12 protein-coding genes and 2 pseudogenes are annotated in these 13,168 nt (G+C 49.5%); 8 read left to right on the forward strand and 6 right to left on the reverse strand.

The genetic code is table 11. The features are described 5' to 3' along the window. Positions 1–60 precede the first annotated feature (60 nt). Together lipB and lipA are read left to right on the forward strand one after the other, a co-directional pair. Entirely contained in the window at positions 61–702 is a 642-nt protein-coding gene (gene lipB / locus CRI63_RS03450; RefSeq protein ID WP_130206479.1) for a lipoyl(octanoyl) transferase LipB, read from the forward strand. Between the two features lie 302 nt (positions 703–1,004). Continuing rightward, a complete protein-coding gene (lipA, locus tag CRI63_RS03455) occupies positions 1,005–1,970 on the forward strand; it encodes a lipoyl synthase (protein WP_000042625.1) in 966 nt (321 codons plus the stop codon). Positions 1,971–2,069: 99 nt separating this feature from the next. Here lipA and tatE read toward each other — a convergent pair whose 3' ends face one another. Both tatE and CRI63_RS03465 read right to left on the reverse strand, forming a co-directional pair. After that, positions 2,070–2,273 carry a twin-arginine translocase subunit TatE gene (gene tatE, locus CRI63_RS03460; RefSeq protein WP_064528973.1) on the reverse strand — a complete coding sequence of 68 codons (204 nt, stop codon included), beginning with the start codon at positions 2,271–2,273 and terminating at the stop codon, positions 2,070–2,072. Positions 2,274–2,401: 128 nt separating this feature from the next. After that, positions 2,402–3,190 (reverse strand): deaminated glutathione amidase, encoded by a 789-nt coding sequence (locus CRI63_RS03465; protein WP_135404611.1) that lies wholly within the window; start codon positions 3,188–3,190, stop codon positions 2,402–2,404. A 92-nt stretch (positions 3,191–3,282) separates the two neighbouring features. Here CRI63_RS03465 and crcB point away from each other — a divergent pair. Further along, positions 3,283–3,667, forward strand: a pseudogene (crcB, locus tag CRI63_RS03470) (fluoride efflux transporter CrcB). 54 nt (positions 3,668–3,721) lie between these two features. Here the strand turns inward: crcB and cspE are convergent. After that, complete coding sequence (cspE, locus tag CRI63_RS03475) at positions 3,722–3,931, reverse strand: transcription antiterminator/RNA stability regulator CspE (RefSeq protein WP_000034825.1); 210 nt, start codon at positions 3,929–3,931, stop codon at positions 3,722–3,724. A 175-nt stretch (positions 3,932–4,106) separates the two neighbouring features. After that, the gene (gene pagP, locus CRI63_RS03480) at positions 4,107–4,667 is read right to left on the reverse strand and encodes a lipid IV(A) palmitoyltransferase PagP (protein ID WP_135518661.1); all 561 of its coding nucleotides are present in this window, start codon (positions 4,665–4,667) and stop codon (positions 4,107–4,109) included. Between the two features lie 561 nt (positions 4,668–5,228). Here pagP and dcuC point away from each other — a divergent pair. After that, entirely contained in the window at positions 5,229–6,614 is a 1,386-nt protein-coding gene (dcuC, locus tag CRI63_RS03485; protein WP_130206471.1) for an anaerobic C4-dicarboxylate transporter DcuC, read from the forward strand. Positions 6,615–6,652: 38 nt separating this feature from the next. Here dcuC and dpiA read toward each other — a convergent pair whose 3' ends face one another. Together dpiA and dpiB are read right to left on the reverse strand one after the other, a co-directional pair. Continuing rightward, on the reverse strand, positions 6,653–7,333 hold the full coding sequence (gene dpiA, locus CRI63_RS03490; protein WP_130206469.1) for a two-component response regulator DpiA: 681 nt from the start codon (positions 7,331–7,333) through the stop codon (positions 6,653–6,655). Continuing rightward, positions 7,302–8,962, reverse strand: a pseudogene (gene dpiB, locus CRI63_RS03495) (sensor histidine kinase DpiB). The gene dpiA and the pseudogene dpiB overlap by 32 nt, the downstream one beginning before the upstream one ends. A 387-nt stretch (positions 8,963–9,349) precedes the next feature. Here dpiB and citC point away from each other — a divergent pair. From citC to citF, 4 genes are read left to right on the forward strand one after another with little or no spacing between them, the layout of a single operon-like run. Beyond that, positions 9,350–10,408 (forward strand): [citrate (pro-3S)-lyase] ligase, encoded by a 1,059-nt coding sequence (citC, locus tag CRI63_RS03500; protein WP_130206465.1) that lies wholly within the window; start codon positions 9,350–9,352, stop codon positions 10,406–10,408. Positions 10,409–10,422: 14 nt separating this feature from the next. Beyond that, positions 10,423–10,719, forward strand: coding sequence for a citrate lyase acyl carrier protein (gene citD, locus CRI63_RS03505; RefSeq protein ID WP_000700703.1), 297 nt, complete (start codon positions 10,423–10,425; stop codon positions 10,717–10,719). Next, positions 10,716–11,624, forward strand: coding sequence for a citrate (pro-3S)-lyase subunit beta (gene citE, locus CRI63_RS03510; protein WP_000622357.1), 909 nt, complete (start codon positions 10,716–10,718; stop codon positions 11,622–11,624). Before citD ends, citE begins: the two co-directional genes overlap by 4 nt. A gap of 10 nt (positions 11,625–11,634) precedes the next feature. Continuing rightward, positions 11,635–13,167, forward strand: a complete 1,533-nt coding sequence (citF, locus tag CRI63_RS03515; protein ID WP_135518495.1) for a citrate lyase subunit alpha — start codon at positions 11,635–11,637, stop codon at positions 13,165–13,167. The last annotated feature ends 1 nt before the right edge of the window (position 13,168 follow it).

Below are 13,168 nucleotides of genomic sequence, written 5' to 3' on the forward strand. Positions count from 1 at the left end.
CCTCCCCTCGCTGTGATATAATTTTCCCCACTTTTACTCATTCTCCACGGAGATGCCGTTTTGTATCAGGATAAAATTCTTGTCCGCCAGCTCGGCCTTCAGCCTTACGAGCCTATTTCTCAGGCTATGCATGAATTCACCGATACCCGTGATGAAAATACCCTTGATGAAATCTGGTTGGTTGAACACCATCCTGTATTTACCCAAGGACAAGCAGGTAAAGCGGAACATATTTTAATGCCGGGTGATATTCCGGTGATCCAGAGCGATCGCGGCGGCCAGGTAACTTATCACGGGCCGGGGCAACAGGTGATGTATGTGTTGCTTAACCTCAAACGTAGGAAGCTGGGCGTGCGTGAACTGGTGACCTTGCTCGAACAAACGGTAGTGAATACCCTGGCCGAGCTGGATATTGAAGCGCACCCTCGGGCTGATGCTCCAGGTGTCTACGTTGGGGAAAAGAAAATTTGTTCGCTCGGATTGCGTATTCGCCGCGGCTGTTCATTCCACGGTCTGGCATTAAACGTCAATATGGATCTTTCGCCATTTTTACGTATCAACCCTTGTGGTTATGCCGGGATGGAAATGGCAAAAATATCACAATGGAAACCTGATGCGACCACCGATAATATTGCACCACGCTTACTGGCAAATATTTTAGCGCTACTCAAAAATCCTGACGTAGAATATATCCCTGCTTAATTCCCCCTCATTAATGACCCAAATCATATTGGGTCATTGTAGTCAGCGTGTTCCAATGCTTCGCGGGGAACTGATGCTATCGAATGTGTTTTGAAAAAGTATCGTTACATAGCGTTCACAGCGCAGAACGATAAAATGGCACAAACCAACAACAATTTTACATTTTCGCGACCGCTTTGGCTGCTTTCTGGGCCGTTTCAATGATATACTGCCAGTCGTTAATTCAAAAATAGTTGATAATTACAACAATCCATTGAATTGAAACGCTTTCCTTCGTAATTCGCAACTGGAACACGCACGCTATGAGTAAACCCATTGTGATGGAACGCGGTGTTAAATACCGCGATGCCGATAAGATGGCCCTTATCCCGGTTAAAAACGTGGCAACAGAGCGCGAAGCCCTGCTGCGCAAGCCGGAATGGATGAAAATCAAGCTTCCCGCGGACTCTACACGTATCCAGGGCATCAAAGCCGCAATGCGCAAAAATGGCCTGCATTCTGTCTGTGAGGAAGCCTCCTGCCCTAACCTGGCAGAATGCTTCAACCACGGCACAGCAACGTTTATGATCCTCGGCGCCATTTGTACGCGCCGTTGTCCGTTCTGTGACGTTGCCCACGGTCGCCCGGTCGCCCCGGATGCCAACGAGCCGGTAAAACTGGCGCAGACCATTGCTGATATGGCGCTGCGTTATGTGGTTATCACCTCCGTTGACCGCGATGACCTGCGCGATGGCGGAGCCCAGCACTTTGCGGATTGCATTACTGCCATCCGGGAAAAAAGCCCGGAAATCAAAATCGAAACTCTGGTGCCGGATTTCCGTGGTCGTATGGATCGCGCGCTGGATATTCTGACCGCCACGCCGCCAGACGTGTTCAACCACAACCTGGAAAACGTACCGCGTATTTACCGTCAGGTACGCCCGGGCGCAGATTACAACTGGTCGCTAAAACTATTGGAACGCTTTAAAGAAGCGCATCCGGAAATCCCGACCAAGTCTGGTCTGATGGTGGGACTGGGTGAAACCAATGAAGAAATTATTGAGGTAATGCGCGATCTGCGCCGTCATGGTGTAACCATGTTGACACTGGGGCAATATCTGCAGCCAAGCCGCCATCACCTGCCGGTTCAACGTTACGTTAGCCCGGATGAGTTTGATGAAATGAAAGCCGAAGCGCTGGCGATGGGCTTTACCCATGCTGCATGCGGTCCATTTGTCCGCTCTTCGTATCACGCCGACTTGCAGGCGAAAGGGATGGAAGTTAAGTAATCGCGTAATAATTGCTTACATCTGTCTGATAAAAAACCCGCTATCTGAAGCGGGTTTTTTTATCGAACAAGATATTGAGGGAGCGTCCTGCTCGCCACGTCACTCTTTATGAGAGAGCTTTTCAGCCTGAATATCAACGTCTGCGCCTTTTTTAGCCGCAGCGTCATCATCATTCATCGCTTTCTTGAACCCTTTAATGGCCGCTCCCAGGTCTCCGCCCAGCGTACGTAACTTCTTAGTCCCAAACAGCAGAACGACCAGCGCCGCAACTACCAGCAGTTTGGTAATACTAATCTCACCCATAGATACCTTCTTGACATAAAACTGGCAACAGAACGCGCCTTAAAAACCAGAGAATATTAACGGTCATTCGACGCGCGCACACAATAGCAATCTGTAACAAGGTGAATCAAGCGCCGAGTAAAAAAACATCATAATAATTGCGGCGGCGCAAAGCGACGGTTGTTTAAGACGGGAAGTTGCGCGCGCACCTGACGCACACGTTCGGGCGTCACTTCCGCCATAATGAGTGCAGGCATTTCTGCCGCTGCCGCAATGGTGACGCCAAAGGGATCTATAATCCGGCTTTGCCCGATATTTTTGTTCCCGCACTCCCCCGCTGCCACCATATAACAGGTGGTATCCAGAGCACGAGCGGCTAGCAAGGTTGACCAGTGGTGCTCTTTGAGTGGCCCGCGAACCCAGGCCGCTGGCAGGATCAGGATTTCCGCCCCCTGTAATGCCAGGGCTAATGCCAACTCTGGAAAGCGTAAATCATAGCAGGTCATCAGCCCCACTTTCATGCCTTCAACCTCCAGTAAAGGGGCTATTTCATCACCTGCATCCACATGGCGCGATTCCTGAATGGCAAACGCATCATAGAGATGCAATTTGGCATAGTGGGCGACAATTTTCCCCGCCTGCAGCGCCACCAGCATATTCCACGCGCGCCCAGGGGTTGAGGGAACATGAATCGTCAGAATCGTCGTCATCATGTTACGTTTACTTTCCCGCAGTAAACGTTCGAGGAATTCCCCTTCCAGCAACTGTGCCGATTTAACTGACAAATTCGGGTCAAGATCGTCGCGCGCCAGAAGCGCTTCCGGCAGGACAAACAGCGATACGTCGTTTTCCGCCGCCTGTGCCATTAACGAGGCGCAAATCTCAGCGTTCTTTTCCCATATTGATGTAACAGCAAATTGTCCTGCGGCAACCAGCATTGCCACCTCCTGTCAGAGTTGTAAAATTCGCCAACGACGAATATTCGGCGTTAAACTTATCACTCATACAAATCAAATAGCAGGATTTAGCTGTGTTACAACTCCTTTTAGCAGTTTTTATTGGTGGTGGTACGGGAAGCGTGGCGAGATGGATGTTAAGTATGCGGTTTAACCCACTGCACCAGGCTATTCCACTCGGAACTCTGGCAGCAAACCTGATTGGGGCATTTATCATAGGAATGGGGTTTGCCTGGTTTAGCCGCATGACTAATATCGATCCGGTGTGGAAAGTATTAATCACCACTGGTTTTTGTGGGCGGGCTAACGACCTTCTCAACATTTTCGGCAGAAGTGGTGTTTTTATTGCAGGAGGGGCGTTTTGGCTGGGCGATACTGAACGTCTTCGTTAACCTGTTAGGTTCCTTTGCCATGACCGCACTGGCTTTTTGGCTATTTTCAGCATCAACCGCACACTGAAGACCAAAAAAAAACCCGCTGAATAAGCGGGTTTTGAATTCTTGCTGACGTATCTTACAGAGCGATTACGTTTGCAGCAGAAGGGCCTTTGGCACCGTTAGTGATTTCGAACTCTACGCGCTGACCTTCAGCAAGAGTTTTAAAACCATTAGTCTGGATTGCAGAGAAGTGTACGAACACATCTTTGCTGCCGTCTTCCGGAGTAATGAAACCGAATCCTTTGGACTCATTAAACCACTTAACGTTACCTTTAATCTTAGACATCAAAATTACCTTTACATGAAAAATAGACACAAATGCTGTGTCGGTTACCAGTACACCAATTGTGGTACGCTTTGTCCAGTGCAACTTTACTAAAAAGTGATAAAAAGTCGCGTTATTTTTGATGTTAATTTCATTACATACTGATTTTTAAGGCTTTTATTAAAACGTGACTTGTCTAAAACTGAAACCGCATCCAGGCAAAGTAAACATTGCCGTTGTTGTAAGTGCCAGGGATATAGGTCATCTGAAAAGTTGCAGGGCCATAGCCCACAGAAGCCAATGGCAGTATCAGCGGAACAGGTATGTAGTTCCAGTTATCACGCGCCGTCACACCAGCGGTGAATCCCAGACCGACATGAAAGTTTTCATCGGCAAGCGGTCGCCAGGTGCTTTCCCAACCGTATCCGGCAATGGGCTCCCATTTATTCCATGAATCCTTAAACGCCATCACGTACAAACCGTGCCAGTTGCCTTTCTCATCCCAACGTGACTGACCAAAACCGCCACCCCACGGTCTTTCGTTATAGCGATCGGTTTTTTCTTTGTCATAAGCGAAACGTGCATGCCAGGTAATGGCGGGAATATACAGATCATAATGTTCTGGCCGCTGCCAGGTTTCTGCGACATTATCTTTAAATGTAGCAATCCATTGCTCTGCACTAGCAGAAACTTCTTCAATGCTGATTAACTGAATAAAAGTAAAGGAAAATACGGTAACACATTTACTAGCGCCCATTAGCAACCACAGAAAATTTATCAAAAATATATTACCAGCATAGCCAAAGAAAAATAAATACAACCTTAACAAGGCAAACATGAAGAATAATCCGAGTGTCTGAAAAAATTTATTTCATGAAATTTACTAATAAAACCATCGGATTATTCCGGAGACTAAGAAATATTTTCAGCTAAAGAACAACTCATGCAAATAAAAGTTACACCCATAAAAACAATTATCATTCATTTATTTTTCAATTAGATACAATAAACCACCAATAAAGTCATTGTTTGCATTGCCACATGATACGCATACAAGATTATTTTTTGGACGGACAAAATACCACAAAATAATTAACAAAATTGCATCAATTACTCATCAGTTTATAAACATCGTTATGTTGTAATTACTCCTCTTAAAATAAATTTTGTTATCCAGGTATAAAAACAACAACATCAATGTCTTAATGACAGCTTTCTTGATTTCAATCAGCACCTGATGTCAATTTATTCGGCATATTTTTTTCTTATTTTAGGACTTTTTTATTATTTATTGTAGATTCTGGAGACAGGAAAGAATATGCAGACATTTATTGAACTCCTTATTGGGGTTGTCGTTATTGTGGGTGTAGCTCGCTACATCATTAAAGGGTATTCCGCCACCGGGGTGCTATTTGTTGGCGGCCTGCTACTGCTGATCATCAGCGCTATAATGGGACACAAAGTTTTACCTTCCAGCCAGACTTCCACTGGCTACAGCGCCACAGATATCGTTGAATACATTAAAATATTACTGATGAGCCGTGGCGGCGATCTCGGCATGATGATCATGATGCTGTGTGGCTTTGCCGCTTATATGACCCACATCGGCGCGAACGATATGGTTGTCAAACTGGCATCAAAACCGCTGCAGTACATTAACTCCCCTTACCTGCTGATGATTGCCGCCTACTTTGTCGCCTGTCTGATGTCACTGGCAGTCTCTTCCGCAACCGGTCTTGGCGTTTTACTGATGGCAACGTTGTTCCCGGTGATGGTGAACGTTGGTATCAGTCGCGGCGCGGCAGCTGCCATTTGTGCCTCACCAGCAGCAATTATTCTCGCACCAACATCTGGTGATGTGGTGCTGGCAGCACAGGCTTCTGAAATGCCGCTGATTGACTTCGCCTTCAAAACAACACTTCCTATCTCAATTGCTGCGATTATCGGCATGGCGATTGCCCACTTTTTCTGGCAGCGTTATCTGGACAAAAAAGAGCACATCTCTCATGAAATGTTAGATGTCAGCGAAATCACAACCACCGCGCCCGCGTTTTACGCCATTCTGCCGTTTACACCGATCATTGGCGTGCTATTTTTTGACGGCAAATGGGGTCCGCAATTGCACATCATCACCATTCTGGTGATCTGTATGCTGATTGCCTCTGTTCTGGAATTTCTTCGCGGCTTTAATACGCAAAAAGTCTTTTCGGGCCTCGAGGTAGCTTACCGCGGCATGGCTGATGCCTTCGCTAACGTAGTCATGTTATTAGTTGCCGCAGGGGTTTTCGCTCAGGGCCTTAGCACCATCGGCTTTATCCAGAGCCTGATCTCAATCGCCACCTCGTTCGGTTCGGCGAGCATTATCCTGATGCTGGTGCTGGTTATCCTGACAATGCTGGCAGCAGTCACCACGGGTTCCGGCAATGCGCCATTCTATGCCTTTGTTGAGATGATCCCGAAACTGGCACACTCTTCCGGCATTAACCCAGCGTACCTGACAATCCCGATGCTGCAGGCGTCAAACCTGGGGCGCACGCTTTCGCCAGTCTCTGGCGTGGTGGTTGCCGTTGCGGGGATGGCTAAAATATCACCTTTTGAAGTGGTTAAACGCACCTCGGTGCCGGTGCTTGTTGGGCTGGTGATTGTCATTGTGGCTACAGAGTTGATGGTACCCGGTACGACCGCCGCGGTTGCTGGTAAGTAATTTCCCAGGCCGGAGGAGCGCGTCCTCCGGCACTCTCTTCATCCGCTGTGGTAAATGCGCTGTGGCCGGCCGACTTTGCCGTGAACAATCTCGGCGATGATCAGATGTCGGCTGGCGCAATATTCAAGATAACGTCTCGCAGTGGTGCGGCTTATGGTTAAAGCCTGCGCTACTGTCTCAGCCGTATGTTGCACACCAGGCTCCTTGAACAGTTTTCTCACTGCGTTTAGCGTCAACGCGTCAATGCCAGTTGGCAGCTCATCCTTTGGTTCACCGCGAGCGTAAGCGTTGAACATCTCATCAATTTGCTTCTGACTGGCGCTATCAATACTTTCCAGCATGTGTCTACGCTGGCGATAACGAGTTAATGTCTGCCCCAGACGCTCATAAGCGATTGGCTTGATTAAATAATCAAACACACCGCAGCGCACAGCCTCAGATACCGTTTCCATATCGCTGGCGGCAGTGGTAAACACCACATCGCCGGGGTAATGCGTCTGCACCAACTCATGCAACAAATTAATGCCCCTACCATCAGGAAGATAGTTATCCAGCAAGATAAGCCCCGGCTTAAAACGCTCAATCATCATTCGGGCCTGCGCCAGGTTTCCCGCCAGCAATATCTGACTGAAGCCGGGAATGTGACGAATATATTCCGCATGCATTTCTGCCAACGGTGTTTCGTCCTCAACGATCAATAGGGTTAATGGAGCTGTCATCAGGTTTCACTTTCGGAATATAGATTGAAAATAAAGTACCGCAGGGATCATTCTCTTCGAGAGTGATAACTCCACCGCAGCGCGTTACATAGCTGGCAATAAGATACAACCCAATGCCATGCTCACCGGGTTCATCAGCACGCGTACTGACGCCCTGCTCAAATATTTTGTCGCGAAGAGACTCTGGAATGCCGCAGCCCTGATCGGCCACTTCGATTACCACGTCGTCGCCTTCATCGCTCAGGTATAATTCGACTGTCTTATTCCCTTTATCACTATGCAGACTGGCTTCGAAGGCATTATCGAGTAAGTTGCCCACTATCGCCGCAAATTCAGTGCTGTCCAGCCCTTGCGGCAGTTGTGAAAGTTGGCTGCCTGGAACAATCGTCATTTTTAGCCCCAGCTCCCGGGCGCGCTGCACTTTACCAAAAAGAAGCCCCGCCACCTGGCGATCGGCAAATGCTTCACGCAGACTATCAATAAGTTGCTGCTGAGCCTGGGACTCCCCCTGAACCATCGCCAGCACACGATCATACTCTTTCATCTGCAACAGACCATTGAGCGTAGACATCCAATTGAGATGTTCATGACGTAGTGTGCGCAGACTTTCAACATATTGTTTAATTTGCGTCAGTTGCGCATTAAGGGTAGATATTTCGTCTTTACTACGAAAACTAATAATTGCACCTAGCAAATCATCACCAGAACGAATAGCTTCACGGTTAGCAATAACGCTCAGGCCATTAAAATTCGCCACCACATCCTGACGTTTTTTCATCAAATTTGTTCGGTAAAAAAATCAGCCGGTCTAACAACCTCTGCAATAGGTCTGCCCAGCCACTGCCGTCCGGGAGAACTCAGCCCCAACATTTTTCTTGCATTGCGGTTGATGGCAGTAATATGCCCATACGGGTCCACCGCAATCAGCCCTTCATAAACCGAACTAAAAAGCGCCTCTTGCTGGCGGACCACGCGCGCAATCTGCTTTGGTTCCATGCCCATCATCTGGCGGCGGATATGCGCAGCTAAGAACCACGACAGCAGCATCAGAATGCCTAACAGCACGACAAACACACCCACCATCGGTAATAAAAACTCAGCCCGCCAGCTATCGATTTTACTTACCAGATACCCCACCGACACCACGCCGATGACTTTGCCATCGTCATCAAAGATCGGCGTTTTGGCGCGCATTGCCATACCTATCGACCCTTTGCCGGTGATGAAGTAACTCTCCCCTCTTTCCAGCGCTCCCGGTTTGGTAAACTGCATGGGGTAACCAATCTTTTCCGGATTAGGATGGTAAAGGCGGATCGAATCCCGGTCACCAATCACCACATAATCGAAGTCGGTATCTCTTTGCAATTTATTGGCAATAGTAGCCAGTCGTTTGTAGTCACGCGTTTTCACTGCGGTGATGATACTGTCATTGGAGGCAATAATTTTCGCTTGATTCATTGCCATATCACGAACATGAAGCGTTAAATAGTCCTCAAAGCTGGCCGTAAAATATTGCGCCAACGCAGCGATGACAAATATCGAGAACACCAAAATCAGCAAAAAAATACGCAGCGGGAACGCCAGTCGTTGGAAAAAAGCAAACTGTTTATTCTCATTAAGCTGCAACATTGTTTTCCTTGCGGGGTAAGCCCTGTTTTTTGGCGGATGTAATTAAAATGTTGAATCTCGATTTATAAATATCAAATATGATCGTGACAAATTTCATTCATTAAATCAATTAAATCAATTAAATCAATTAAATCTACGGGTCAATTCGTAATTACATTAATTAAAAAACTTAAAACCATTAAATAAATAAAAAACCACTAACTCTATGTGAAATAAATCAAAATTTCACGATGCAATACTCCTTAGGATGTATGGCGAAAGGAGAAACAGAAATACCTCACTCACAGCCCTTTCTCTCAACTGAAAATAAAAGGTTATCAATTTGCTACATCGAACAACATTTATTGCAACCCGATAACAACATGCACCTTCAGGATACTATTTATTATGTTCGGCAATGATATTTTCACCCGGGTAAAACGTTCAGAAAATAAAAAGATGGCGGAAATTACCCACTTTCTGCATGAAAATGATTTGAGTGTTGACACCACGGTCGAGGTATTTATTACCGTAACCCGTAACGACCGCCTTATTGCCTGCGGCGGAATTGCCGGAAATATCATTAAGTGCGTCGCTATTAGTGAATCAGTTCGCGGTGAAGGACTGGCGCTGACATTAGCCACCGAACTGATAAACCTCGCCTATGAACGGCACAGCACGCATCTGTTTATTTATACCAAAACCGAATACGAGGCGCTGTTCCGTCAGTGCGGTTTCTACACGTTAACCAGCGTACCTGGCGTGATGGTGTTGATGGAAAATAGCGCCACACGTCTGAAACGCTATGCCGAATCGCTGAAAAAATTCCGTCATGAAGGGAAGAAGATTGGCTGTATCGTCATGAACGCCAATCCCTTTACTAACGGCCACCGTTATCTGATTCAACAAGCTGCGGCACAGTGCGACTGGCTGCATCTGTTTTTAGTCAAAGAAGATTCTTCACGCTTTCCCTATGACGACCGGTTAGATCTGGTGTTAAAAGGCACCGCCGATATTCCGCGTCTGACCGTGCATCGCGGCTCCGAGTACATCATCTCCCGCGCCACGTTCCCCTGCTACTTCATTAAAGAACAGAGCGTCATCAACCATTGTTACACCGAAATTGACCTGAAAATTTTCCGTCAGTACCTCGCGCCCGCGCTGGGCGTTACTCACCGCTTTGTTGGTACTGAACCCATTTGTCGCGTGACCGCCCAGTACAACCAGGATATGCGCTACTGGCTGGAAACACCGACCATCTCCGCACCGCCCATCGAACTGGTTGAAATTGAGCGACTGCGTTACCAGGAACTGCCGATATCCGCTTCCCGGGTACGTCAACTGCTGGTGAAAAACGATCTCACGGCTATCGCGCCACTGGTCCCGGCACCCACTCTGCATTACTTGCAGAATCTGCTTGAACACGCCCGCCAGGACGCGGCAGTTCGTCAAAAGACCCCCGCATAAGAAACAGGTGAAAAATGAAAATAAACCAGCCCGCCGTTGCAGGCACCCTTGAGTCTGGGGATGTGATGATACGCATCGCCCCACTCGATACGCAGGATATCGACCTGCAAATCAACAGCAGCGTTGAGAAACAGTTTGGCGATGCGATTCGCACCACCATTCTGGACGTTCTCGCCCGCTATAACGTGCGCGGCGTACAGCTGAATGTCGATGACAAAGGCGCACTGGACTGCATTTTACGTGCACGACTGGAAGCCTTGCTGGCGCGCGCCAGCGGTATCCCGGCGCTGCCTTGGGAGGATTGCCAATGATTTCTGCTTCGCTGCAACAACGTAAAACTCGCACCCGCCGCAGCATGCTGTTTGTGCCTGGCGCCAATGCCGCGATGGTCAGCAACTCCTTCATCTACCCGGCTGATGCTCTGATGTTCGACCTCGAAGACTCCGTGGCGCTGCGTGAAAAAGACACTGCACGTCGTATGGTCTACCACGCGCTGCAACATCCGCTGTATCGCGATATTGAAACCATCGTACGTGTTAACGCGCTGGATTCTGAATGGGGCGTTAACGACCTGGAAGCCGTCGTTCGTGGCGGCGCAGACGTTGTGCGTCTGCCGAAAACCGATACCGCTCAGGACGTTCTGGATATCGAAAAAGAGATCCTGCGTATCGAAAAAGCCTGCGGTCGCGAACCCGGCAGCACGGGGCTGCTGGCGGCGATTGAATCTCCGCTGGGCATTACCCGCGCGGTGGAAATCGCTCACGCTTCCGAGCGTTTGATCGGTATCGCCCTCGGTGCAGAAGACTACGTGCGCAACCTGCGTACAGAACGCTCCCCGGAAGGAACTGAACTGCTGTTCGCTCGCTGCTCTATTTTGCAGGCCGCACGTTCTGCGGGTATTCAGGCGTTCGATACCGTCTATTCCGACGCCAACAACGAAGCCGGATTCCTGCAAGAAGCCGCCCACATCAAACAGCTGGGCTTTGACGGCAAATCGCTGATCAACCCGCGTCAGATTGATCTGCTGCACAACCTCTACGCTCCAACCCAGAAAGAAGTGGATCACGCACGCCGCGTCGTAGAAGCCGCTGAAGCCGCCGCTCGCGAAGGCCTTGGCGTCGTTTCCCTGAACGGCAAGATGGTTGACGGTCCGGTTATCGATCGCGCCCGTCTGGTGCTCTCCCGTGCAGAACTTTCCGGCATCCGCGAAGAATAAGGCAATCAAAATGACGCAGAAAATTGAACAATCTCAACGACAAGAACGGGTAGCAGCCTGGAATCGTCACGCTGAATGCGATCTTGCCGCTTTCCAGAACTCGCCGAAACAAACCTATCAGGCCGAAAAAGCGCGCGATCGCAAACTGTGCGCCAACCTGGAAGAAGCCATTCGTCGTTCTGGTTTGCAAGATGGTATGACCGTCTCCTTCCACCATGCTTTTCGTGGTGGTGACCTGACCGTCAATATGGTGATGGACGTCATCGCGAAGATGGGCTTTAAAAACCTGACCCTGGCGTCCAGTTCCCTAAGTGATTGCCATGCACCGCTGGTAGAACACATTCGCCAGGGCGTGGTTACCCGCATTTATACCTCCGGCTTACGCGGCCCACTGGCAGAAGAAATCTCCCGTGGCCTGCTGGCTGAACCGGTGCAAATCCACTCTCACGGCGGACGTGTGCATCTGGTACAGAGCGGCGAACTGAACATCGACGTCGCTTTCCTCGGCGTCCCGTCCTGTGATGAATTCGGTAATGCCAACGGCTACACCGGCAAAGCCTGCTGCGGCTCCCTCGGTTATGCAATGGTTGATGCCGACAACGCAAAACAGGTGGTGATGCTCACCGAAGAACTGCTGCCTTATCCGCATAATCCGGCGAGCATTGAACAGGATCAGGTTGATCTGATCGTCAAAGTTGATCGTGTCGGCGATGCCGCGAAAATCGGCGCTGGCGCAACCCGTATGACCACTAACCCGCGCGAACTGCTGATTGCCCGCAGCGCTGCGGATGTGATTGTCAACTCTGGCTACTTCAAAGAAGGTTTCTCCCTGCAGACCGGCACCGGCGGCGCTTCGCTTGCGGTAACCCGTTTCCTGGAAGACAAAATGCGTAGCCGCGATATTCGCGCCGACTTCGCCCTCGGTGGCATTACCGCAACGATGGTTGATCTGCACGAAAAAGGTCTGATCCGCAAACTGCTGGATGTGCAGAGCTTTGACAGCCACGCTGCGCAATCGCTGGCCCGTAACCCCAATCACATCGAAATCAGTGCCAACCAGTACGCTAACTGGGGCTCTAAAGGCGCATCGGTTGATCGTCTCGACGTGGTGGTACTGAGCGCGCTGGAAATTGATACCCAGTTCAACGTCAACGTGCTGACCGGCTCTGATGGCGTGCTGCGTGGCGCTTCCGGCGGTCACTGCGATACCGCAATTGCCTCTGCGCTTTCCATCATTGTTGCGCCGCTGGTGCGCGGTCGTATCCCGACTCTGGTGGATAACGTGCTGACCTGCATTACCCCAGGGTCCAGCGTCGATATTCTGGTCACCGACCACGGCGTCGCTGTTAACCCGGCACGTCCGGAACTGGCAGAACGTCTGCAGGAAGCAGGCATTAAAGTGGTTTCCATTGAGTGGCTGCGCGAACGTGCGCGTCTGCTGACCGGTGAACCACAGCCGATTGAATTCACCGACCGCGTCGTTGCCGTCGTGCGCTACCGCGATGGCTCGGTGATTGACGTTGTGCATCAGGTGAAGGAATAAG

The sequence above is a fragment of the Escherichia sp. E2661 genome (assembly GCF_004745185.1).
Taxonomy (GTDB): Bacteria; Pseudomonadota; Gammaproteobacteria; order Enterobacterales; family Enterobacteriaceae; genus Escherichia.

Excerpts from the sequence above, each read along its gene's own strand:
- pagP (WP_135518661.1), bottom strand. The coding sequence starts at position 4,667 with ATGGGCGCTAGTAAATGTGTTACCGTATTTTCCTTTACTTTTATTCAG.
- CRI63_RS03465 (WP_135404611.1), bottom strand. The coding sequence starts at position 3,190 with ATGCTGGTTGCCGCAGGACAATTTGCTGTTACATCAATATGGGAAAAG.
- citC (WP_130206465.1), top strand. The coding sequence starts at position 9,350 with ATGTTCGGCAATGATATTTTCACCCGGGTAAAACGTTCAGAAAATAAA.
- citF (WP_135518495.1), top strand. The coding sequence starts at position 11,635 with ATGACGCAGAAAATTGAACAATCTCAACGACAAGAACGGGTAGCAGCC.
- lipA (WP_000042625.1), top strand. The coding sequence starts at position 1,005 with ATGAGTAAACCCATTGTGATGGAACGCGGTGTTAAATACCGCGATGCC.
- cspE (WP_000034825.1), bottom strand. The coding sequence starts at position 3,931 with ATGTCTAAGATTAAAGGTAACGTTAAGTGGTTTAATGAGTCCAAAGGA.
- citE (WP_000622357.1), top strand. The coding sequence starts at position 10,716 with ATGATTTCTGCTTCGCTGCAACAACGTAAAACTCGCACCCGCCGCAGC.
- dcuC (WP_130206471.1), top strand. The coding sequence starts at position 5,229 with ATGCAGACATTTATTGAACTCCTTATTGGGGTTGTCGTTATTGTGGGT.
- citD (WP_000700703.1), top strand. The coding sequence starts at position 10,423 with ATGAAAATAAACCAGCCCGCCGTTGCAGGCACCCTTGAGTCTGGGGAT.
- dpiA (WP_130206469.1), bottom strand. The coding sequence starts at position 7,333 with ATGACAGCTCCATTAACCCTATTGATCGTTGAGGACGAAACACCGTTG.
- tatE (WP_064528973.1), bottom strand. The coding sequence starts at position 2,273 with ATGGGTGAGATTAGTATTACCAAACTGCTGGTAGTTGCGGCGCTGGTC.